We start from the raw sequence: 22,705 nt of genomic DNA on the forward strand, positions 1-22,705 counted from the left end.
GTCCCAATCAATAAGTTCAGCAGAGGGCAAAATATCTTGCCCTCTTTCAATTAACATCAGCTCTTCTGTTAACACCCACATACCTTTCAAAACTGTCGTTTTTATTCAATACCGACCTCAAGCAGTCGCCTACAATTGCTGTCATTGATACGTGGCTCAGATACGTCAATTATCTCATCGTCAATTGACGTATCTGAGAACAAGATGACGACCGCGCACTCTATCGAATCAAGACAGCAGGAATTCAAGCGATGTTAGACATCAAAAAAATCTCCGCACTTAGCAACTTAAACGAACTTAAAACGGCTTACTTTGCTGAGTCAACAGCGCCACTCGATGGCATGTGGCACTTTGGCTTTGTGCCAATGTCTGACCATTTTGGTTTTTACGAAAACGGTAATCTTGTCGGTTATTGCGTATTGAATGGCGAAGGCTACTTGCTTCAGTTCTATCTAGCACCAACAGCCAGTACTCATATTGAAGACTTGCTCCCCTTAATCGTAGAGAACAACAGCTCTGTGATTGGTAAGGTGAAAGGCGCATTCGTGAGCACCGCTGAACCACAATATTTATCACTGTGTGTCGACAACACAGAGTCATTTAAAGTGAACGCGATGATGTACCGCCAAAAATCTCAAGCCAGATCTGATTGTGATTCAGACCGCATTGAAGAGATAGAGATGAGCCTCGCGACAGAAGAACAACTGGAGCAGTTCGTTGAGTTTGCTTCATTAGCGATTGGCGCACCAAAAGAGTGGCTCACCGATTACTACGGTAATTTGATTGCCCGCCAAGAGCTATGGGGCTACTGGGAGAGTGACGACATTCTCGCTACTGGAGAGTGCCGTAAGTTCGATGAGCATCAAACACAGTTTGCCGACCTAGGTATGATTGTCGCACAAGAAGAACGCGGTAAAGGCTTAGCAACGCGTGTTATTCACTTTCTAAAGCAACACGCTAATAGCCAAGGGGTAGAAGCTATGTGCTCTACGGAAAGCAGTAATATTGGCGCACAAAAGGCCATCAAACGCGCTGGGTTATCATCAAAGCATCGTATCTTGCAGTTTGATTTTAGCGAATTAAAGGAAACTGATTAGCCTTGATTCGGATTAACAAACATCAAGACTAAGTTCTAACAATTGATACTGATAAAAACTGTCACCTCCAACGATATCCACATATAGTTGGAGGTGACAATCATCTGAAATAGAAGGTCTAATGATCAATTGGTTACAGTCTCCAAAATCCCCTGTAGTTGCTCAGTTCATTGATTGCTACTGGCTGATTGAAAAAACGCCCGACGCTCAAACTCATCAATTTCCGATACTCAATCCCGATCCATCGGCACACCTGATCTTATCGCCAAGCGAGCAGGTATATCACTACACGATTGAGCAACAGGTCGATCAAGGCGTTGGCAGCCATCTGCTGTTACCACACCATAAAGCCATCGAATTGGATCACTCGAAGCCCTTTGTTCACTTGGGCATTAAATTCCATGTCGGAGCCTTGTATTCATTGGCTCTCCCAGAGAGTCCTCACCCTAGCTTGGACAGGGTTAGTCCAGTCAATCTCGCAGGTTTACTAAACAACCCAAACGCCGATGCAACGCTACTGATCAAACTCGCTCAAACTGATGTTGAGGCCTGCTGTCAGCAGTTAGATGATTTTCTACTTCCTTGGATATTGACAGGTAAGACGGATAGGCACAGCGAACTGACACGTAAGGTGTTGGGTGTGCTTGGTTCGACACCGATTGCAGAGCTTGGCGACAAGCTGTTTTGCTCGCAAAGAACACTGGAAAGAAGCTTCAACAAGGTAACTGGGCTGACATTAAAACAGTGCCAATCGATGAACAAACTCGAAGCGATGTTGGAATATTTGTATAAGCGAAATTTGGATGACATCGACTGGATGGACGTTGCCTTTCAATTTGGGTTTAGCGACCAACCGCACCTGATTCGTTACCTAAAGAAAACCATCGGTCTAACACCCAATACTTACGCTAAACAAGGCGGTTTAACTATTGATGTTTATGGTGGAGTGAGATCGGACTAACCTACCCTTTACCTTTACCTTTACCCATCAAGCACTCTCTGCCTTTTGTGTCCCATTAGTAGCAAGTTTTATTGAGTTTAGATTTGCGACTAAATATACTGGGGACATCATCAGACGGAGGACAGAAATGAATAATAAAAACAAACATATAGTTTTAATTCATGGTCTATATATGCCTGCGTTGATCATGCAATATCTGGATAGAAACTTTAAAAAACGCGGCTTTACAACGCACAAATTTGCCTACAACTCGCTGCGCTTCCCTTCGGCCGCCAAACGCCTCAATCGCTTCGTGAATGCTCGCTTTAATGAATACGATGAAGTCTACTTCTTTGGTCACTCACTGGGTGGCTTGCTGATTCGCCACTACTTTAAGTTCTACCAACCCGACTTTGCAGACACCTGCATTATTACCGCAGGCACTCCGCACAATGGGGCAACCATCGCCAAAACGCTTTCGAATCATGGTCTTGGATTTATATTTGGTTCGAGCAAAATGATCTTAAGTGATGGCTTGGGTGATTACGATATTGATGTGCCGATTGGCGTGATTACAGGCACTTACGACGCCGGAGTTGGACGTATTGTACTGGGAAAAAATCCGGGGGATGGCACGGTAACACTCGAAGACGCAAACCTGCGAGGGGCAACGGATACTTACGCTCTCAAACTCAACCACACGGCGCTTGTCTACTCTAAGGAAGTCGTGGCACTGTCGGCTCAGTTTATCGAACACAGAGCTTTTAAGGACGCTTCATAGCTTTTGCGTTAGCTGTTTTCCGTTAACTTTTGTGCGCGTTAGCTCGTGTATCTAGCTCTGGTTCTCTTATTGCTGTTTTCTTACTTCTGGTAGACCGATACAAAGATAGATAAAAACAAAAATACCACTCTGCGATGAGAGTGGTATTCAAAAATTCAATGCTGGAAGTGAGTGCTTGTTATACTTTCTATACTTATTACAGACGATTCACTCGCGTTGGTAGGAACACCTCACCCAACATGCATCGCACCGAACCACCACCAATGTCTTCAATCGTTTTCACGTTAAATGGCAGCAGTTTTCCGTGTGTCGAAAGCTGAGCTAACTGAGCTGGAGAAAATGCATCGTAAGCCGACTGAGACATCGCGATTACCTTATCGCCATTCACGGTTTCCAATTGCAGAATGTTGCCGCAGAATCGGTTCATCTGATCGATCGAGATCGAGATAACTTGCTTGTCTTTGGCAAGAGATTTCACCACAAAGCGGCGTTCAAACTCAGGAATCACTTCATCACAGATCACGCAGAAGTTATCACCAATCGCCATCATCACATTGGTGTGATAAATCGGCTGACCAGACGGTAATGCCGTTTGGAACGAAACCACGCGAGAATAACCAATACGCTTCGCATAATCTTCTAATACTTCACGGTCGCAACGCTGAGAAAGCGCCGCATAGATCGTCTTATTGATGTGATCGATAACCATCACACCGGTGCTCTCTAGATAAGAACCTTGAGCAACGTACGACTCCATAGACTCACTGTGGTTAACAATGCGACCAGACGCTTCCAACACTTCAATAAGAGCAGTAGGCTTAACTTCATGCTGACGGTTTTCACAGGCCATAGGGAAAGTGAATAAACTTCCATCACTACAAGTACTGAACCAGTTGTTTGGGAACACTGCGTCAGGGGTTTCGACACCCAATTCTGGGTAATCAAACTCTACAACTTGCACACCTTCTTTACGCAACGAAGCCACCATAGCCTTAAATTCGGCCATCGTTTCTAGCTTCACCTCAGCTTCGGTCAGATTGACTCTGTGCTGAAACTCATTATCACGTGCTGTTTCTTCGTTAAATCGAAACTCTTTTGGCGGAACCATAACAACGCAATTGGCGTTTTGAACATTAGTAATATGAAGTGATTTTTTGTGTAGGTTTAACATTTCAACCGTCCCTATCTTTTATTTACCTCAGAATTGTAAACAACTTGTTACGACAAGATTCACTGAAAATAATAATGATTTGAATATTTATCCCAAACAATCACTGCAGATCTTAGATTAATCGGTAATTTTTACTGCGAGATAACAGCACATCAGAAAGAACCAACTGTATGCATATTCGTTAAGTCGCTTTATGGATAAATATTCCGATTTCATTTTCTCGCTTACCACGAGTTTTGGTTACAATTCAATCCATTTAACGTTAGGATTATCATCGTTGCATAACCATCAATTACGTTTGAAATAAGCTTAACCTTTCCTGTCTAATTCAATCTAAAATAAGCGTCATGAAAGACACTCTTTGGATCTTTCCTTCGTCACTTAAACTAAGTAATTAACTTTAAAACTAAGCATTAACGTTGAAACTAAGCATTTAACCTTAAAACCAAGTGATTAAAGCCAAGTAATTAAAGCTAAGCGCTTAAACCAAGTACTTAGATAAGAGCTTGAACAACACCCATCGAATGACTCAATGCTTATAAGAACCCATGGGCGCTTATATAATTTCAAACTAAGACGGTAAAATTTCAAATCAAGACTATAAAAACAAAGCTGCACCAACGATGCAGTCGCTTATAGATGCACTAGTTTATAAAGGGAAATCTATGTACAAGAAATTTGAAGGCTTTACTGAAGCCTTTCCAAAGGGAGAGCCGATACAACCTCCTACTGGAATACTGGCATTCTGCCGCCATTACACTCGAGGTTTCGAAAAACCGTTGATCTTGCTCGGGTTGATGAGCATGACCATCGCGATCATCGAAGTCGCGCTGTTCGGCTACATGGGACAACTGGTTGACTGGCTATCAACAAGCAATCCCGAAACCTTCCTTGCTGATAATAAATCAACACTGATGGGGCTCGGCGTTCTACTGTTGGTCGTGATGCCAATCTTGATCAGCGTCTACTCGCTATTGCTTCACCAAACTTTGCTGGGCAACTACCCAATGTCGATTCGTTGGTTAGCGCACCGCTACCTTTTGAAGCAAAGCTTGTCGTTTTATCAAGATGATTTTGCCGGACGTGTCGCCACCAAGGTGATGCAAACCTCGCTCGCAGTACGTGAAACCGTGACCAAAATGGTCGATGTGTTCGTCTATGTGACGGTCTACTTTACGGCAATGTTATTCATACTCGCAGAATCAGATTGGCGCTTGATGGCTCCGATGCTGGTTTGGTTGTTCATTTACGTCAGCATTCAGCTGCACTTCGTACCGAAACTCAAAGATGTGTCTTCTGAGCAAGCCGATGCTCGCTCGTTGATGACGGGTCGTATTGTGGATAGCTACACCAACATCGCAACGGTCAAACTGTTCTCACACAGCAAAAGAGAAACAGAATACGCCGAAGAAGGCATGGAAGGCTTCTTAGATACCGTCCATCGCCAAATGCGCTTAGTGACCGGCTTCAACATCTGCGTTGAGTTCGCTAACTACTTGTTGGTGTTCAGTATTGCCGGCATCTCTATCTACTTATGGCTAGACAACGCAATCACTGTTGGTGCAATTGCAATAGCGGTCAGCTTGGCTTTGCGTATTAACGGTATGTCGAAATGGATCATGTGGGAAATTGGTGGTCTGTTTGAAAACCTAGGTACCGTGATTGATGGTATTAAAACACTGTCTAAGCCCATTGCTATCGAAGACAAAAAAGATGCGAAACCTTTGGATGTGCCACAAGGCGGTATCAACTTCGACAACGTGAGCTTCAACTACGGTGAAAATAAGGGCGTGATTAACAACCTGAATCTCAATATCAAGCCGGGCGAAAAAGTCGGCTTAGTTGGCCGTTCAGGGGCAGGTAAATCAACCTTAGTTAACTTACTCTTGCGCTTCCACGATGTAGAAGATGGTCGAATTTTGATTGATGACCAAGTGATCTCAGATGTCACGCAAGACTCACTGCGCAGCAACATCGGCATGGTGACTCAAGACACCTCATTGCTTCATCGTTCAATCAAAGAGAACATCCTTTACGGTCGACCTGACGCGACAGATGAAGAGGTGTATGCCGCAACCAAACAAGCGCACGCGCACGAGTTCATTGAAACGCTCACCGACCCGTTTGGTAACATTGGTTACGATGCTCAAGTTGGTGAGAGAGGCGTTAAGCTTTCGGGTGGTCAGCGTCAACGTGTTGCTATCTCACGCGTACTTCTGAAGAATGCACCGCTGTTGGTTCTGGATGAAGCAACATCAGCACTTGATTCAGAAGTAGAAGCCGCAATTCAAGAGAGCTTGATTGAGCTTATGGAAGGCAAGACCGTGATTGCAATTGCACACCGTTTATCGACGATTGCAGCAATGGATCGCTTAATCGTACTCGACCAAGGCAATATCGTTGAAGAAGGTACTCACCAAGAACTGATTACACAAAATGGCATCTATGCTCAATTGTGGAATCACCAGACCGGTGGGTTTATTGCCGATAATCTTGACCAAGCGTCGAGTGCTTAATTTATGTGCTACTTTAAAAGTGCGGCGTAATTCACACCAATTTGTTAATTAATGGTAAATTACACGTGGCAGAATGTTATGTCGTAATTATATAATGACATTAACACCAAAGACGCCTCGCTTGCGCGTTCTGGAATAAGGCTAGACTTCGGGGGGAGGCTAGCCTTTTTTATACCTGTTATTCTTCGCTCCTTTCTCATCTATTTTCGTCTGCTCCATAAACTTCATCGATCCTTTTGTTTTTTTCTTGGCGTTTTTTTCTTAAAATGCGCGCAGTATTCTTTCTAGAGATCAACCATGAACAAAAGTGTCTTAACTAACGTAATCGCGTTAGCACTGCTTGCTGGCGGCTATGCGACGGCAAACCAATACTTGCTTTATGCAGGCCTATTCGCCTTTTCTGGTGCCATCACCAACTGGCTTGCGATTCACATGTTGTTCGAAAAAGTACCCGGCTTATACGGTTCTGGCGTTATTCCAGCTCGTTTTGAAGAGTTCAAGGCGGCTATTAAACAACTGATGATGGAACAGTTCTTTACCGAAGGTAATATCGACCGCTTCCTAAGCAGCGAGATGAGCGGTAAGTCACTCAACCTAGAACCCGTGATTAAGAAGATCGACTTTAACCCTGCATTCGATTCACTGGTGCATGTTATCGAGAACTCACAATTTGGTGGCATGCTAGCGATGGTTGGCGGAACTGAAGCACTACAGCCAATGAAAACGCCATTCGTGGAAAAGATGCAAGAGTCTGTGATTGAAATCAGCAAGAGTGATTCTGTAAAAAATGCCATCAAGGATGAACTTGAATCGCCTGCAATGATGGATGAAATCAAAGAGAATATTGAAGCGATCATCGATCAGCGCTTGAATGAACTGACACCAAAGCTGGTTAAAGAGATGGTTCAAACCATGATCAAGAAACACCTTGGCTGGTTGGTCGTTTGGGGCGGAGTATTCGGTGGTGTGATTGGCTTAATTTCTGCGGCAATTACGCTATAAGCAGTTTATCTGTTCTCACTTTATTTGCTCTAACTTAATCTGATGCCCTCATCTGACGCTCAACAAAAAATGGAAGCTTATCGGCTTCCATTTTTTATATCTAAATAACCTTGGTAAGGCGAAAGCAGGCCACTATTTTAGGGTGGCCAACAACTCAGGGTTAACACCAAAGCCTTTCTTATGCTCTTCAATCACTACTTCGCTGCGAGTCTGAATCACGCCCGGCAGTGTACCCAGCTTGGTTGCCATAAACGCTTGGTATGCCTTCATGTCTTTCACTCGAACCTTGATCATGGTGTCAAAATCACCCGACAGCGAATAACACTCTTCCACCTCAGGCATCATTTCAACCGCTTGGGCGAATTTATCGAAAATCGAAAAGCTGGTCTGGTCGAGACGAATATGGATAAAGACCTGGACATCGAGTCCCAGCTTTTCTGAACAGAGCTCGGCATGATAGCCCGTTATATAGCCTTCTTTCTCCAATCGCTTCAATCTATCAGAACAAGGGGACGTCGTTAGGTTGACCTGCTTTGCCAACTCAACAACAGGCAAACGCCCTTTCATATGCAGAATTCTTAGTATCTCTTTATCGATACGATCGAGTTGATGCTGAGACATAACATTCCTTAAACATTCTAAATTCCGCTCAGTATATTCCATACCACGAACAATCGAAGAAAACCTCGCTCACACATTTAAAAAACTAAATACGCCATTAGTATTCACATCAAATATAAATCAATATGAAACGATAATACCCCTTATAAATCAATCTTTGACTATTAACAAATTATTATAGAAATGACCCGAATAACAAATAAGTTGAGCCAGAAACGAAAGAAAGGATATAGGCCAAAGTGAATAATGGGATTATCAAAGAGAAAGGATAACTCTATTATGAAGACACAAGAACTCGCGTACAAACCATACGGTATTGGCTCATGGACACACGTAACGGTATCAAAAGATGTTGCTGAAGCACTCGCAAGTGAATACTCGAACTATGGATGGGAAGTGAAGATTGATGGCAACGCCATTGACACAAAACTTGCACTCAAAGCCGCATAGAAACGAAAAAAACCTCCATAAAGGAGGTTTTTTTATCTAGGTTGGTAAGCACTTACTATAAGTTAAGCCATTCCAACTTGGGGAACTGTACTTCCTGTTTCACAACGACAATTACACGTTCGACAGAAGTGCTGAGTTTCCATATCGTAATACAGGTTTCCACTAAATAGCTTTGACGTCCATTGCATCATACGACCAGAGGTTGTCTCGGGCTCAGATTCACAACGTTTCATTATAGACTTATGTAGTGTTGTTTTTTTACATCCTTTGCAATAGAGATCAGGCATACCTTTGTCCTATAGGTCTTTAGTGGTTACTGACAATTGACACATCATGTCGAATTTGGTTTCACTATTCACCGAGCTAATTACAAAAGTGAGCGCCAAGTTCAAAAAATAGCCATTTTTCTCTTTCGTTTTTTGACATCAAACGCCATCAAGATCCTTCTTCTTCCATTTATCCTCCCTCGTTCATGCGGTTTCGATTTACATTGTAAAACCCCATAACGACAGTACTTCCCCCGTCTTAGTCATCAAATTGATCGATAAAAAAACGGCACTTCCTCTGCGAAAGTACCGCTTAAGCAAACCATGTTTGGTTGAATTTAGCTCACATTTTAAAAGCCAAATTTACCATTGTCATTTTTCCACTCTGAACGAGCAGGAATGGTTTCGATGGTATCCCAGTGCTCTACGATTTTTCCGTTATCAACACGGAATAGATCATAAAAAGCAACGTGATTATTCATGAACTGGCCTTCACTGATCGACAACACAAAGTTACCTTGGCCTAAAATCTTATGGTTGGCGGTATAAACCATTGGCATACCCGCTTCTGCTAGCGCACCCAAAGCTTCACCCAAACCGCTTAGACCATCGGCTACTCCTGGGTTGTGCTGTAAGTAAGCACTGTCTTCATTATCGATATAGTTATTAATCTTCGCCATATCACCGCCGATCAGGATGTCTTTAACGAAACCACTGACCAACTGCTGATTTTTGTCCGTTTGATCGAGATCTACGACTTTAGTCGTGCCATCTAATTGAGTTCGTCCACTGGCGTTTGGCTTGGCAATTTCTTGCAAGTTGTCCCAATGCTCAACTATCTGTCCATCTTCAAAGCGGAACACATCAAAGCCGACTTTCGGACCAAAGAAGTTATATTCGGTATGAATGACAACATAGTCGCCATCTTGAAATGAGCGCGTCACTTGTGCTTTCGCAGAGCCTTCAGGCAGCATTTGTAGCACTTCACCAAAGCCCGCTAAGCCATCGCCAACAGCTAGGTTATGTTGAATGTACTTTTCAGGGTTAATGTAGCTCACCGCTTTTGCGTCGCCCGTTTCAATGCTCGAAATAACCGCTACCGCTTTTTCTTGAATAGACAGCTCTTGGGCAGTCGCAATGGTTACGAAAGTAGAAGCGCTAAATACGCTTGCCGCTAGTAATGTAGATTTAGTTATTGTTTTCATTTTTAAAGTCCTCTCGTTGGCTTGGAAACTATATTAATCAACGAGAGAGACTCACGGCAGAGTGGATTTAGGCAGAAAAATGGTAGATATCGAACCTTAGATGATTCGTGTCGACCCATTCACTATTCAGAGAGGGAAGGCTTGGAATATTTCTTTTGAAACTCGCTCGGCGTCATTTGAGTATGATTTTTAAAGTACTTAACAAAATTACTGGCGTCTTCAAAACCAAAATCCGACGCCATTTTTTGAGACGTAATATTGGTTACCACCAGCTGACGCTTCATTTCTAAAACGGTAAAAGAATCGATGATCTGCTTGGCAGTTAACCCCGTTGCGACTTTGCACACTTGGTTCAACGTCTTGTAGGTGGTGTTAATTTGATTGGCGTACCAGTTTGCATCACGCACGCGCAGGTAGTTGTTTTGAAGAAGCTCAAAATAGCGGGCAAACTTAATGTTCTGCTGCAAGCTCAAGGCGTCTTGCTTCACTTCTGGTCGCAGGCGATGAAGAATCAGTGCTAGTGCTGAGAACAGGTACATCACAATCAAGGGATCGGATTCTGACTGTTTCAGTTCCGTCTTAATTTGCTGTATGAGACTTCGCGTCCGATCTTGGTGGGACTCGTCTAGTGACAATAATACCGAGTGCGCCTTGTTCAAATGAGTAGGCGTGTAGTTCGGCAACTTCATATTAGCGTGAACGCTGTCTAAGAACGCTTGAGTAAACAAAACCGCAGTGCCTTGTGGCTTATTACTAAAATCAAAGGCGTGCACCTGCTCTCTTTGAATGAACAACACGCTCCCTTGGCTAAAAGGGTAGTCCTCAAAGTCGACCATGTGCGTGCCAGAGCCTTGCTCGATAAACAAAATCAGGAAGAAGCTGACACGATGGGGCAGTTGAGGGTCATGATAAATATTGCTTTCTGAATAGAGCCGAGACAAGGGCACCAACTCCAGCTCAGCCTGCGCCGTTTTTTCATGGTTAAAGCCAATATTCGGGATTACTTGAGGCACTACTACCTTCCTATTCATTTACTCACAGCTCTTAGCAAGAGTAATGTATCCCTGTGGGAACTGAAATGCTCCGAGCCTAGAAGTATGACTTAGCCAGCGTCACCAACAAGGTAATCATGCTCAATACACTCAACTTGCCAGACGCAACAAAGCTCGAAAGGTCAAAGCATTGGGGTATAGTCAAAAAAATAGAGCCACCGAAGTGACTCTATTATTTTTAGCTAATGTCCGTTGCTAATTCACATCTGTTTTACAATGTAAATTAGTCTAGCTCAACTAGGTTCTTCTTAAATTCAGCGTGTTGCTTCTTAACTTCGTCTTCTGGTTCGCCCGTAATTAGGCTCACAATAACGATAGAAAGAGTCGATAGGATGATTCCCGGTACGATTTCGTAAACATCGAACCAACCGCCCGTGAACTGTTTCCAAAGAACAATCGTAACACCACCAACCACGATACCCGCTAGAGCGCCGTTACGGTTCATACGAGACCAGTAAAGGCTCAACACGATAGCTGGACCAAACGCAGCACCAAAACCTGCCCATGCGTAAGATACAAGGCCAAGAACTGAACTGTCTGGTGTCATCGCTAGAACAAGTGCAATCAGAGAGATTAGGATAACCGCGAAACGTCCTACACGAACAATCTCTTCCGACGTTGCGTCTTTCTTCAGAATTTGCTTGTACAGATCTTCTGCCATTGCAGATGAAGAAACAAGAAGTTGTGAATCTGCAGTACTCATGATTGCCGCTAGGATTGCAGCAAGTAGGATACCTGCGATTACTGGGTGGAACATCGCGTTAACAAGAAGCATGAAGATCTTCTCGCCATCGTCTAGTTTAGGTGCGCCAGAGTTAGTCACGTAGATTAGACCAACAAGACCGACTAGCATTGCACCAACCATAGACAATGCAGTCCAGATAACCGCAATGCGGCGTGCTGTCACAAGATCTTTGTTTGAACGAGTTGCTTTAAAACGAGCCAAGATGTGTGGTTGACCGAAGTAACCCAAGCCCCATGCCGCTAGCGAGATGATCGCAATAGCAGACAGTGGCTCACCTTTCGCATCATTCCATAGCGTTAGAAGCTCTGGGTTGATGTTGTGCAGGTCGCTAGATAGCTGACCAAGGCCACCGTTCATTGCCGCGATTGGTACAATCAATAGCGCAGCAGACATTAGCAGGCCTTGAACTAAGTCAGTCCAAGATACCGCTAGGAAGCCACCAAACAGGGTGTACGAAACCACACATACCGTGCCGATGATTACCGCTGTTGTGTAATCTAGGCCGAATACCGTTTCAAACAATTTACCACCTGCTACCAAGCCTGAACTTGTGTAGAAAAGGAAGAATAAAAGGATAAAGAAAGCAGAAATTGTTTGGATCAGCTTAGAATTATCATTGAAACGACGAGATAGGAACTCAGGCAGCGTCAGTGATTCAGTCGTAATGCTGTAAGTACGTAGACGTTTTGCACTGATTAACCAGTTTGCCCAAGTACCTACAAGTAGGCCACCAGCAAGCCAAAATGCTTCAAAGCCAGCAGCGTAAGCGTAACCAGGCAGGCCAAGTAGCAACCAACCACTCATGTCTGATGCACCAGCAGAAAGTGCAGCAGGCCATGGGCCTAACGAACGACCACCTAGGAAGTAGTCAGTTGAGTTAGATGTACGTTTGTAAGCAATAACACCGATCGCTAGCATCATAATTAGATACGCAATGAACGTCGTCGTTATTGCAAAACTGTTTTCTATCATTTGATAGTCCTCATTTTGTAGAAAGCCTTCCATGCCTAATTCAATGCAAGGTACTCACCGTAAAGGCAAGCAAGTGCATTGAGTTAGGTATTGAGGCTCCAAAGCACTCAGGGTTAAATCCAAAAATGGGAAAACCAAAAGTCTTTAGAGCCAATTTTACTGAAGGTTAGTGAGCTTCGCTTCCAAGTTCGAGCAAGGTCGCGTTACCGCCCACGGCTGTTATATTTATAGTTCGCGTACGCTCGGTAATGAAGCGCAGCGATAGGTGTGGATCATTGGCAACATTCATTGTCGCCAGATCCGTTTCAGCCACTAAACCGACGATTGCACCGTCACGCTTAGCAAGCTGTAAATTGATAGCTTGTGCCGTTTGTGAATTACCTACGTAACCCGCGCTTCGCACATCGCAAGACAACAACTGTTGAGCAGCGTCGTACGAGGCAACCTGCACCAAGTTGGTTGGTAGATTCGCTTGTTTCGCGGCATCTGCAATTAAGGTATTGAACTGCACGTCATCACTGCACAATTGAACGCTGTTACCTGCCAATAGTGCTGCAGTAATCATCGCTGTTGCAGTTTGCAGTGCGGGCACTTTCTCTTCACAATCACCAACAATCACCAAAGCCACACCGCGGCCTGCGGCATACAACTCATTGGTTTCGCCCGTAGGACCTGCCATTAGGTGATGTTCAGAAAGCAGCGCAGACGCTTGCTCTAGATGATAAGTTGCCACTGCAGCCAAAGGCACAGATTGACTTTCGATCTCTGATTTCAGCGCAAGTACCTGAGCACTCTTGTAATCAAAGTCGGTAAGATTCCATTGTTCCCACGCTAGCAAAGCATCAGAAAAACCTGTCACTTGATGAACCATGATACTGCTCCTTATGCCTTGTCTTGTGATTGAGAGAAATGAACATCTGTAAAACGGTATAGGTAGTGAGGACCACCCGCTTTAGGGCCAGTACCTGACAAACCTTGGCCGCCGAATGGCTGAACCCCAACAACGGCGCCCACTTGGTCACGGTTGATGTAGCAGTTACCCACGCGAACGTGTTTTTCGATCCAACGATAAGTTGTCTCGTTACGACTGTGGATACCCATGGTTAGGCCAAAGCCCGTTTGGTTAATTTGGTCTACCACTTGCGTCAACTCACTCGCTTTGAAGCGAACGATGTGTAGCACAGGGCCAAACTGTTCTTCTTTCAAGCAGCTGATGTCATCGATTTCAAACGCACTTGGTGGAACAAAGTCACCATGTTCACAATCACTACCTAGAGAAAGTTGAGCCACCTTCTTCTGGGTATTGGTCATGTTTTCTAAGTGCGCCAACAACTTCTGTTTCGCATTTTGGTCGATAACAGGGCCAACATCCGTTTTATGAAGATGTGGAATACCCACACTCAATTCGTCCATTGCACCGTGAATCAATGCAACCACGCGGTCTGCGATGTCTTCTTGAATGTAAAGCACACGCAGCGCAGAACAACGTTGACCTGCTGAAGCGAATGCAGAACGAATAACATCACGAACTACCTGTTCAGGCAGTGCGGTACTGTCGACGATCATCGCGTTCTGACCACCGGTTTCCGCAATAAACGGAACAGGCTTAGCGTTACGACTTGCCAATGAAACGTTGATGCGTTGTGCTGTTGGTGTTGAACCCGTAAAAGCAACGCCAGCAATTGCATCATGGCTGGTTAGTGCACTGCCGATCTCAGCACCGCGACCCGGTAGTAACTGAATGGTGCCAGCAGGGAAACCCGCTTCATTCATCAATTCAACCGCGCGAGCTGCAATCAAGCTTGTTTGCTCGGCAGGCTTAGCCACAACCGTGTTACCCGCAACCAAAGCTGCTGTAATTTGGCCAAGGAAGATGGCCAGAGGGAAGTTCCAAGGGCTAATACAAACGAACACACCACGACCTTGTCGTGAAGCGATTCGTGTTTGGCCATCAAAACCTTTTAGTTCGAAACCTTGTAGGTTATCCGCTTGTTTTGCGTAGTAACGACAGAAGTCGACCGCTTCACGCACTTCATCAACGCTGTCGTGAATCGTCTTACCTGCTTCTTGATGACAAATTGCCACCAGCTCAGCAAGGTTGTCTTCCATCAGGTCAGCCAGCTTATCAAGTGCTGCCGCTTTGGTTTCAACTGAACTTGCGTTCCAATCAGCAAATGCTGCATCTGCGCCAGTGATCGCTGCGGAAACATGATCAAGGTTAGCGAAAGCCACCTGACCCACATTAATACGACGATCGTAAGGTGCGGTCACTTGCTCAACATTCTGATCAGCCTTGATCATGCTTTCGGCAAGAGATTCACCGTTGATCACAGGGCCAGCAGTCCATTGATTATTAAGGAAAGCTTTAACCTGCTCTTCAAACTGATGCGCTTCACTTTCAATATCGATGTTCACACCGTAAGAGTTTTTGCGCTCAGGGAATACCGCTGGAGGCAGAGGAATCTTAGTGTTGTGCAGCGTATCGAACGCCAGAAGCATATCGACAGGGTGTTGAGTCAGCTCTGCTACAGGGCAACGTGCATCAACTAAACGGTGGACAAACGAGCTGTTTGCGCCGTTCTCTAGCAAGCGACGTACTAGGTATGGCAGTAAGTCTTTATGGCTACCAACCGGTGCGTAAATACGTACCGACTGTTGGTAAGCTTCCATCGCGTGGTTGTAAAGAGAATCACCCATGCCGTGTAAGCGTTGGAATTCAAAGTCTTTATGCTCGGTCATTACAGCGATAGCAGAAACTGTATGGGCATTGTGGCTCGCAAACTGCGGGAAGATATTGCCGCGAACACTTGGGCTCAATAGGTAACGCGCACAAGCAAGGTAAGCTACGTCAGTCGCTTCTTTACGAGTGTAAACTGGGTAATCAGTGAAACCAGCCTGCTGTGACCATTTGATTTCGCTGTCCCAGTACGCGCCCTTCACTAGGCGAAGCGGGATTAAATCACCCTGCTCTTTCGCTAGGCGGTTTAGCCATACTAGAACCGGTAGTGCACGCTTTGAGTAAGCTTGAATAACCAGACCAAATTTACCCCAACCTTTTACAAGGTCAGTGCGGTACAGTTTTTCGAATAATTTAAGAGAAAGCTCTAGGCGATCCGCTTCTTCCGCATCAATCGTAATCGCAACGTCTAGCTCTACTGCGCGGCGCAATAGCTGCTCTAGCGTGTCGCAAAGTTCCGTCAATACGCGGTCTTCGTTCGCCACTTCATAACGTGGGTGAAGCGCAGAAAGCTTGATAGAAACAGACGGTGCTGGGCTAGATTTTGAAGAGACGTATGTGTCTCGACCTACGGCTTCAATCGCCATTAGGTAATCTTTGAAGTATTTGTTTGCGTCTGCAGTAGTCAGTGCCGCTTCACCTAGCATGTCGTATGAGTAGGTAAAACCTTTGTCACGCATAGACTTACCGTTCTTTTGCGCTTCAGCAATGCTGCGGCCAAGAACGAATTGGTGACCCATCACCTTCATTGCTTGGTGCATCGCTTTACGAATCACCGGCTCAGAAAGCTTGTTCACTAAGCGATTAACGGCTTGACCCGCACTCTGCTCGTTAGATGAAAGTCCAACCACCTTGCCTGTTAGCATTAGGCCCCAAGTGGATGCGTTAACAAACACTGAGTCAGAATTCTTTAGATGAGATTTCCAATCCGCAACGCTGAGTTTGTCGCGAATCAGTGCATCAGCGGTTGCTGAATCAGGAATACGCATCAAGGCTTCCGCCAGACACATCAGCAAGATGCCCTCTTGAGTATCTAGACTGTATTCAAGCAACAGTGCATCGATCATCTGGATAGAAGTCTTATCCGCGCGGATAGCTTCGATCAATGATGTCGTTTTGTCTGCGATTTGCTGCTTTTCAGACTCAGAAGGGGTAGCTAGCGGCAGAAGTTGCTCTAGCCATTGGGTTTCATCCACCATATATAATGGTGAGATAAGCGTCCAAAGATCAGCAAGCGACTGCTCGTTGAATTCTGGCTTTAACACATCAGTAGCTGTAAACATGCGTTTTCCTTAATCTCACACCCGAAAAGAGTTCGGGATCTCTACAATGGCTGCAGTGTATTTAGAGTATATAAGGATTACTTGTCAAAAACTCCGAGTTTTTTGCTAAAAACTCGCTTTATTAACAAAACAAACACAAGGTCACATATGAAACTTTAATATAATATGCCGTTTTGTTTTTTTATTTAACAGAAATTTGCTTTTTGTATTGAGATGGTGACATGCCTTGAAGGCGAGAAAAGGTGTGAGTAAAGGAAGATTGACCGGAAAAACCAGCAAGTTCTGCAACCTGTCCAAGGCTTAAATTACCTTGTTCGATAAGGCGTCGAGAGCGGTCGATACGCTTTCCTAAAACATATTGGTGAGGGGTAATGCCCATTTGATCTTTAAATAGCATGTGGAATTGGCTTTCGCCCAAGAACACACTGCCTGCAAGCTGCGCGACTGAGATCTTATTAGCCAAGTGTTGTTCGATGTAGCGATCCAACGACTCAAGATCGAAACGCGAATCTTTAATCGAGGTTTCAAATGCCGAGATGTGTCTTTGCATCAACGCAATCACCGTGTCATTACAAGCTCGACTCAACAACAGATCATCAGGACTGGCCTGCATCTCTTGCACCAACATATGGATAAGCTTTTGAATTTGCGCATCTAATTGGAAGTAGACGTTCGAGGATTCTAACTGGTTAATCTTCTCTAGCATCAGAGGGTCATCATCGGTTGGCATAGGCATATTGAGTACGAGAATATCCGACTGACCAACCACTCCACCGAAAGCATGATCAGAGCGAGCCGTGACTACACAGCCTTGCCCTGGACCGACAAGATTACCTTTACCGCTCACTTCAAATTCCGCCTGACCTTTTAAACCAATGACTACCTGCGAATAATGGTGATCGTGACAATCCATATGCGAAGGCAAAGTAATAATCTCCGCAGGGCGAGGGCCAGTAAGGCTTAGCGGGGACAAGTCAAAGTTTGGAAAGGGTAACGGTTTAGGCATAACATCAAAATACTCAGGTCGACATAGTAAGAATAATACTCTGAAATCTGCATAAGATGAATTTGTAAATGATCATGAGAGTCATTTCCTCGCCTTAAACAAAAGATCATTATCGAGATCCTCTTGATCATGCCTCCGGAAAGATGATCAAGAGTGCACAAACTACGGGCATTGTAAAACCAATCGTTCCGGTGAGTTTAGGGGCTTCACAAGCAATCGCACCGACAAGCAAACCATGCCACCAATAAATACTTTGTCGCCCCAGCATAATGAATAAATTTTCTTATATAGCTCAAATAATTGGCGATAAACCTGCAAAAAGTGTATCCGAAGTACCGAAACTTGGCTTTTGAGTAGATTGGATAGCAATAAAACGGTATAAAGACGGGTACTGTGTTAATTGCTAATAACTAGTGACTCACAACTAGGAAGTAGACACTTTATTAACGAGCCAATTTTCAATCTACAAGTTGCAGGGACCTATGACTAACTTTCGAATTTCAGCGCTTTTACTCGCGCTATCCCCACTTTGGGTATCTGCATCGGTATCCGCTGAAGAACTGAATCAAGTCGATCCCGTTTCAGCTATCGATGCAAAGCTAACAGAGAAAAACTCAGATATTGAGCGTATTTCAGCAACCAAAGTATCGGCGACTGAAAACCTAAAACAACTTCAAAATAAGAACAGCAAGTTGTTGCGCGAAGGTGAAGAACTTAAGGCAAAACGTAACAGAGCCAAGTCTGTACTCGACAAACAGTACAGTCGCTTGCTTGAAGATCCAGAAACGGATTTGGTCTCTTTCCAGAAAAGTTACCAAGACGCTTGGGCTGCGGTTAAAGAGAATCAATCGTCTCAACTAGATAACGAACAAGCGATGAACGAGAGCGAAATTCACCTTTCTCAAATCAAGCAAAAGCAAGCTCGCCTGAATAATGAGCTGGCAAACTTGAGAGAATCGAAAGTTGAAGCTCGCGTTAAACGTATTGCATCAGAACTTCGCGAAAGTGCCGTTCTTGAAACCAGCTACACCACCACATGTTCATCAACGATGACATTGGGTGAATGTACTGCTCAAGGTAAACACCTGACCAATCAAAAAGCGGTGAAAACGTTCAAGAGCCAATTACTTGAGCAGCTCACGGAAAGTTCATTAGCAAAACAGAACTTGCAAGGTGTTCAACTGAACATCCATGTTCAAGACAGCCAAGCGCTCAAGAGTGGCTTTTCTGGTAACAACTCTTACTTCATGCAGATGCAGGCTCAGCTTCAAGCAAAACCTGAAGCGGTTGCAGCATGTAACTTATTGAACGTGTCAACGCGCTACTGTTTAACGGGCAGTGACGCAGCAGTCGTTAAGAAGAGTGACAAACAATGGGCTAACGTGACGGTACGTTCTGATCAGTACAATGACTCAGTGACCATCAACGGCATTAAGTATGGCAGCACCCCTCTTGAGGTTGCGCTACCAAGTGGTCGTCACCAAGTAACCATTTCAAAACAAGGTTACGAGTCTTACAACCGCACAGTGACCATCAACGGTAGCGACACTATTTGGGTTAAGCTTCTTCCTAGCAAGGAAAGCTAAGTCCAGTATGAATAGCTCAGCGCTCTAATTAAGATAGCCGTGCCTATTTCACAAAGCTGAATGAATACTCGCCATTTTGTTGGTAGTTATAAACAGTAGCTGCAGACGAAATGGCGTTTTCGTTTAGAATATTCGATTAACCTAAATTACGATTGAAGTAGCCCATCATGCGCCAAGGTCTTCCTACTCTACTATTTGCACTTGCTCCCTGCCTAATGACTCCTGCTGTTTTCGCTGAGGCGACACCACCAGCAATCGCGTCTTCTGTCAGCGACATTGAAAGCTCACTTTTCGAAAAGCATGCCGAGTTAACGGCAGTTGAGAAGAAACTAGCTGACAAACAAAATGAAGTCGACAATCAAGCGCAGCAAACGGCACGTCTAGCCAAGTTATCGTCTCAAGCAGAGCTAACACTCGCAAAGGCGAAAGCCAGCCTAGAGCAAGATTACACGCGCATGATTGATGAGCCCGATTTCGATATCTCACCGGCTCAAAACCGCTTCCAAGACGCTTGGAAAACAGTAAAAGAAGGCAAGCTTGCGATTTCAGATTCAGAGCAGAAGCAGCAAGGCTTGATGATGGAGCTTGAGGCTATCCAAGCCGAGAAAGCAGCAGCAGAAGCTTCAATCGCTAATCTGAACCAAAATAAGCTAAGAGCAAGAGCTGAGCGACTCAGAAACGAGATCACTCAGACGGAAGAGCAAACCGTTAGCTTTACGAACCGTTGCAGCAGCGATATGACACTGGCGCAATGTTCAGACCAAACGGTGACCTTAGCACTTCAAAAAGCGGTAAAACAATTCCAGCACAGCCTTGTAGACAACGCGACCGAATCGAAAACAGTGAAAGAGCACCTTGCGTCTGCTTCATTGAATATTCACGTTCTGCAACACAAAGTGAAATCCTCGGGCTTCTCTGAAGATAACCGTTACCGAGCGGTGATTGCGGCGAACCTAGAAACTCGTCCAGATAAGAACACACCTTGTCGTCTGCTTGGTATTCAGTCATCAAACTGTTTCACTCAAAGCGAACAACAAGCCAACGACCAGCAAAAAGAAGTCGCTTGGGTTAACTTGGTGGTTCGTTCAAATCAATACAACGACAAGGTTTCTATCAACGGCGTGAACTATGGCAGCACACCCGTTGAAGTGATGTTACCAACAGGCCAGCACATGGTCACGATTGAGAAAGAGGGTTACCTTTCTTTCCACCAAGAGCTGAAGATAGCCCGCGATCACAACCTACGAGCCGTATTACAGGCCAAGCAGAACTCATTGAATGTCGGTACCAAGTTTGCAGACCCGATGGGAAACAACATTCAGAGCCCTGAAATGATTGTTGTCGGCTCGGGTCGCTACCTACTCGGTGAAAACAACGCACAGCAAGTGACGATCAAACAGCCGTTCGCATTAGCCGCAACACCAACCCGTGTTCAAGACTTTAGAACATTTGTTGACAGCACTGGCTACCAAACAGACGCAGAACTGATGAACACCTGCGATACGTTCGTGAATGCAGAGATCACAACCGTTTCAGACAATGACTGGCTAAGCCCTGGCTTTAAACAAGCAGATAACTCACCCGTTGTATGTGTCAGCCAAAATGATGCAAAAGCGTATACTCGTTGGTTATCTCAAAACACCGGCTTCACTTACCGTTTACCTACACCACAAGAGTGGGAAGCTGCAGCAAGAGCAGGCCAAGACACCAACTTCTGGTGGGGTAACGAGTTCCGCTCAGGTAAGGCCAACACTGGCTGGGCGGGTACGCCTTGGTCAAACGTTAGCACATCTCCAGTTAAATCATTCCTGCCAACACCAACAGGCTTCTACGACATGGTGGGTAACGTATGGGAATGGACAACCATTCAGAAAGGTTTAGCGAAAGGTGGCGCGTGGAGCTTCTCTCCAGAAGAAGCAAAAGTGTTTAACGAACTGTATGTACCGCCTTCAACGGCAGCGAACTATCTAGGATTCCGAGTCGTGCGAGAGCTGTAGGCTCCCAATCACAGGCTCAGAATCTCAAATATTTACTCTAAGTTCTCAATTATCACATTGAGCAGCATTTATAGGGGAATTCCCCCCTTATGCATAAGCATTCCTAGGAGTAGATTCGTCGATAGAGTAGTAAGTCACTCTGGGTATCAAATTGATGCCTCAGTTTAATTTACCTGACCCTCGTAAATTAAGCTGAAAATCTTCTACATGTCGACAAGGCATATCTTGTCTTTAGCCAGCCCCTCTTCAGGCTGGCTTTTTTTTGCCTGTTTATCATTCTTTCTGACCACCTATTCCCCGTGATTGAAGCAGTTAGTCAGCAATCTGTTTAACTGTCATTCACCACCCTATTTTTCGAACAGAGTACAAACTCTAATTGCCATTGCAGCGCTATAAGAAACTGATATTATTGCTATACCTCTGCTTACGAGATAAAACCTTGCCAGATCCATTCAACGCCATACATCGTTCTTTATTTGAACAACTACCAGGTTGCTGGGGCTGCAAAGATACTGATTCGGTCTTCGTGTACGCAAACCTTGCCTACAACAAACTGATTGGCTTAAAACCCGATGAGACTTGTACTGGTTTGACCGACTTCGACATGCCCAGTCAAACCATTGAGTGCGCGCAAGATTTCAGAGCTCAAGACAAACATGTGATGGATACACGCAGTACCCTTAAAATCCTCGATATTCACCCTTATCCAGACGGACGCTGGCACGCCCATATCTTTACCAAAACCCCTTGGCTTGATGATAATGACAATGTCCAAGGCACTATCTTCTATGGGCAAGAGCTCACTGATACTGCAATCTTAGAGGTCGGTCATTGGGTTTGTCAGGCAACAGGAGCGAAAGGTAATCAAGCATCACTTGCGGGATCAGAGCCGCGTGTGTCTAAGCTGCAAAAGCGGCTGACTTCGCGAGAATCAGAGGTGTTGTTCTTACTGCTTTTCGGCAAGAAGCCTCAATACATTGCGTCTACGTTAGACATTTCAATCAAAACGGTCGAAGGTCATGTCGCGAGATTGAAACAGAAGTTCGATGCGCGCAGCAAAAGCCAATTAATTGAGTATGCACTGGACTCGGGCTTAGGGTCCGTGATCCCAGAAACTCTGCTCAATAAACAGATCTCCGTTGTGCTGCACAGTGATAAATGAGTTGAATGACCAACTCGTCGATGAATCTGGGAATGTACAGATAAAAAAATACCGCTGCTTGATGTTTCTAATCACCAAGTTAGCGGTATTTTTGTATGTTCTATTCGGTGTAGACC

At 44.8% G+C, this 22,705-nt stretch carries 18 protein-coding genes; 9 read left to right on the forward strand and 9 right to left on the reverse strand.

What is annotated here, in order from left to right:
• The first annotated feature begins 251 nt into the window (after window positions 1-251).
• From L3V35_RS04670 to L3V35_RS04680, 3 genes are all read left to right on the forward strand, one after another.
• The gene (locus tag L3V35_RS04670) at window positions 252-1,097 is read left to right on the forward strand and encodes a GNAT family N-acetyltransferase (RefSeq protein WP_237298639.1); all 846 of its coding nucleotides are present in this window, start codon (window positions 252-254) and stop codon (window positions 1,095-1,097) included.
• 121 nt (window positions 1,098-1,218) lie between these two features.
• Window positions 1,219-2,058 (forward strand): AraC family transcriptional regulator, encoded by an 840-nt coding sequence (locus L3V35_RS04675; protein ID WP_237289966.1) that lies wholly within the window; start codon window positions 1,219-1,221, stop codon window positions 2,056-2,058.
• 127 nt (window positions 2,059-2,185) lie between these two features.
• A complete protein-coding gene (locus tag L3V35_RS04680) occupies window positions 2,186-2,818 on the forward strand; it encodes an acetyltransferase (protein ID WP_017091975.1) in 633 nt (210 codons plus the stop codon).
• Window positions 2,819-3,014: 196 nt separating this feature from the next.
• On the opposite strand, the gene L3V35_RS04685 is transcribed toward L3V35_RS04680, so the two are convergent.
• Window positions 3,015-3,989, reverse strand: a complete 975-nt coding sequence (locus L3V35_RS04685) for an arginine deiminase-related protein (protein ID WP_004732521.1) — start codon at window positions 3,987-3,989, stop codon at window positions 3,015-3,017.
• 665 nt (window positions 3,990-4,654) lie between these two features.
• Here L3V35_RS04685 and L3V35_RS04690 point away from each other — a divergent pair.
• Together L3V35_RS04690 and L3V35_RS04695 are read left to right on the forward strand one after the other, a co-directional pair.
• Window positions 4,655-6,505, forward strand: a complete 1,851-nt coding sequence (locus L3V35_RS04690; protein WP_237298640.1) for an ABC transporter ATP-binding protein — start codon at window positions 4,655-4,657, stop codon at window positions 6,503-6,505.
• Window positions 6,506-6,802: 297 nt separating this feature from the next.
• On the forward strand, window positions 6,803-7,507 hold the full coding sequence (locus tag L3V35_RS04695) for a DUF445 domain-containing protein (RefSeq protein ID WP_237298642.1): 705 nt from the start codon (window positions 6,803-6,805) through the stop codon (window positions 7,505-7,507).
• A 132-nt stretch (window positions 7,508-7,639) separates the two neighbouring features.
• On the opposite strand, the gene L3V35_RS04700 is transcribed toward L3V35_RS04695, so the two are convergent.
• Window positions 7,640-8,128, reverse strand: a complete 489-nt coding sequence (locus L3V35_RS04700) for an Lrp/AsnC ligand binding domain-containing protein (RefSeq protein WP_004732526.1) — start codon at window positions 8,126-8,128, stop codon at window positions 7,640-7,642.
• Window positions 8,129-8,407: 279 nt separating this feature from the next.
• Between L3V35_RS04700 and L3V35_RS04705 the strand changes: the two genes are divergently transcribed.
• Window positions 8,408-8,578 (forward strand): hypothetical protein, encoded by a 171-nt coding sequence (locus L3V35_RS04705; protein WP_017078425.1) that lies wholly within the window; start codon window positions 8,408-8,410, stop codon window positions 8,576-8,578.
• A gap of 62 nt (window positions 8,579-8,640) precedes the next feature.
• Here L3V35_RS04705 and L3V35_RS04710 read toward each other — a convergent pair whose 3' ends face one another.
• The 7 genes from L3V35_RS04710 to L3V35_RS04740 all read right to left on the reverse strand — a co-directional run bounded on the left by L3V35_RS04710 (window position 8,641) and on the right by L3V35_RS04740 (window position 17,844).
• Entirely contained in the window at window positions 8,641-8,865 is a 225-nt protein-coding gene (locus tag L3V35_RS04710) for a hypothetical protein (RefSeq protein ID WP_004732530.1), read from the reverse strand.
• Window positions 8,866-9,194: 329 nt separating this feature from the next.
• On the reverse strand, window positions 9,195-10,049 hold the full coding sequence (locus L3V35_RS04715) for a nuclear transport factor 2 family protein (RefSeq protein ID WP_237298643.1): 855 nt from the start codon (window positions 10,047-10,049) through the stop codon (window positions 9,195-9,197).
• 122 nt (window positions 10,050-10,171) lie between these two features.
• Complete coding sequence (locus L3V35_RS04720) at window positions 10,172-11,062, reverse strand: helix-turn-helix transcriptional regulator (RefSeq protein WP_146455590.1); 891 nt, start codon at window positions 11,060-11,062, stop codon at window positions 10,172-10,174.
• Window positions 11,063-11,324: 262 nt separating this feature from the next.
• Complete coding sequence (gene putP, locus L3V35_RS04725; protein ID WP_029203037.1) at window positions 11,325-12,815, reverse strand: sodium/proline symporter PutP; 1,491 nt, start codon at window positions 12,813-12,815, stop codon at window positions 11,325-11,327.
• 169 nt (window positions 12,816-12,984) lie between these two features.
• The gene (locus L3V35_RS04730) at window positions 12,985-13,689 is read right to left on the reverse strand and encodes a 1-pyrroline-5-carboxylate dehydrogenase (RefSeq protein WP_102569572.1); all 705 of its coding nucleotides are present in this window, start codon (window positions 13,687-13,689) and stop codon (window positions 12,985-12,987) included.
• Window positions 13,690-13,700: 11 nt separating this feature from the next.
• Window positions 13,701-16,838: a bifunctional proline dehydrogenase/L-glutamate gamma-semialdehyde dehydrogenase PutA gene (putA, locus tag L3V35_RS04735; protein WP_237298645.1), complete on the reverse strand. Its 3,138-nt coding sequence runs from the start codon at window positions 16,836-16,838 to the stop codon at window positions 13,701-13,703.
• A 181-nt stretch (window positions 16,839-17,019) separates the two neighbouring features.
• Window positions 17,020-17,844, reverse strand: a complete 825-nt coding sequence (locus L3V35_RS04740; protein WP_017075637.1) for an AraC family transcriptional regulator — start codon at window positions 17,842-17,844, stop codon at window positions 17,020-17,022.
• A 482-nt stretch (window positions 17,845-18,326) separates the two neighbouring features.
• On the opposite strand from L3V35_RS04740, the gene L3V35_RS04745 reads away from it, so the two are divergent.
• From L3V35_RS04745 to L3V35_RS04755, 3 genes are all read left to right on the forward strand, one after another.
• A complete protein-coding gene (locus L3V35_RS04745; RefSeq protein WP_065206541.1) occupies window positions 18,327-19,430 on the forward strand; it encodes a PEGA domain-containing protein in 1,104 nt (367 codons plus the stop codon).
• Window positions 19,431-19,597: 167 nt separating this feature from the next.
• Window positions 19,598-21,427: a formylglycine-generating enzyme family protein gene (locus L3V35_RS04750; RefSeq protein ID WP_171311138.1), complete on the forward strand. Its 1,830-nt coding sequence runs from the start codon at window positions 19,598-19,600 to the stop codon at window positions 21,425-21,427.
• 376 nt (window positions 21,428-21,803) lie between these two features.
• Window positions 21,804-22,589 (forward strand): helix-turn-helix transcriptional regulator, encoded by a 786-nt coding sequence (locus tag L3V35_RS04755; RefSeq protein WP_065206539.1) that lies wholly within the window; start codon window positions 21,804-21,806, stop codon window positions 22,587-22,589.
• The last annotated feature ends 116 nt before the right edge of the window (window positions 22,590-22,705 follow it).

The sequence above is a fragment of the Vibrio sp. L5-1 genome, from assembly GCF_021728315.1.
GTDB lineage: Bacteria > Pseudomonadota > Gammaproteobacteria > Enterobacterales > Vibrionaceae > Vibrio > Vibrio splendidus_K.

Bases quoted from the DNA above. Each gene is read 5' to 3' on its own strand.
- L3V35_RS04700 (WP_004732526.1), bottom strand. From the start codon at position 8,128: ATGTCTCAGCATCAACTCGATCGTATCGATAAAGAGATACTAAGAATT.
- L3V35_RS04690 (WP_237298640.1), top strand. From the start codon at position 4,655: ATGTACAAGAAATTTGAAGGCTTTACTGAAGCCTTTCCAAAGGGAGAG.
- putA (WP_237298645.1), bottom strand. From the start codon at position 16,838: ATGTTTACAGCTACTGATGTGTTAAAGCCAGAATTCAACGAGCAGTCG.
- L3V35_RS04680 (WP_017091975.1), top strand. From the start codon at position 2,186: ATGAATAATAAAAACAAACATATAGTTTTAATTCATGGTCTATATATG.
- L3V35_RS04675 (WP_237289966.1), top strand. From the start codon at position 1,219: ATGATCAATTGGTTACAGTCTCCAAAATCCCCTGTAGTTGCTCAGTTC.
- L3V35_RS04715 (WP_237298643.1), bottom strand. From the start codon at position 10,049: ATGAAAACAATAACTAAATCTACATTACTAGCGGCAAGCGTATTTAGC.
- L3V35_RS04740 (WP_017075637.1), bottom strand. From the start codon at position 17,844: ATGCCTAAACCGTTACCCTTTCCAAACTTTGACTTGTCCCCGCTAAGC.
- L3V35_RS04750 (WP_171311138.1), top strand. From the start codon at position 19,598: ATGCGCCAAGGTCTTCCTACTCTACTATTTGCACTTGCTCCCTGCCTA.
- L3V35_RS04695 (WP_237298642.1), top strand. From the start codon at position 6,803: ATGAACAAAAGTGTCTTAACTAACGTAATCGCGTTAGCACTGCTTGCT.
- L3V35_RS04730 (WP_102569572.1), bottom strand. From the start codon at position 13,689: ATGGTTCATCAAGTGACAGGTTTTTCTGATGCTTTGCTAGCGTGGGAA.
- L3V35_RS04710 (WP_004732530.1), bottom strand. From the start codon at position 8,865: ATGCCTGATCTCTATTGCAAAGGATGTAAAAAAACAACACTACATAAG.
- L3V35_RS04705 (WP_017078425.1), top strand. From the start codon at position 8,408: ATGAAGACACAAGAACTCGCGTACAAACCATACGGTATTGGCTCATGG.
- L3V35_RS04685 (WP_004732521.1), bottom strand. From the start codon at position 3,989: ATGTTAAACCTACACAAAAAATCACTTCATATTACTAATGTTCAAAAC.
- L3V35_RS04745 (WP_065206541.1), top strand. From the start codon at position 18,327: ATGACTAACTTTCGAATTTCAGCGCTTTTACTCGCGCTATCCCCACTT.
- L3V35_RS04670 (WP_237298639.1), top strand. From the start codon at position 252: ATGTTAGACATCAAAAAAATCTCCGCACTTAGCAACTTAAACGAACTT.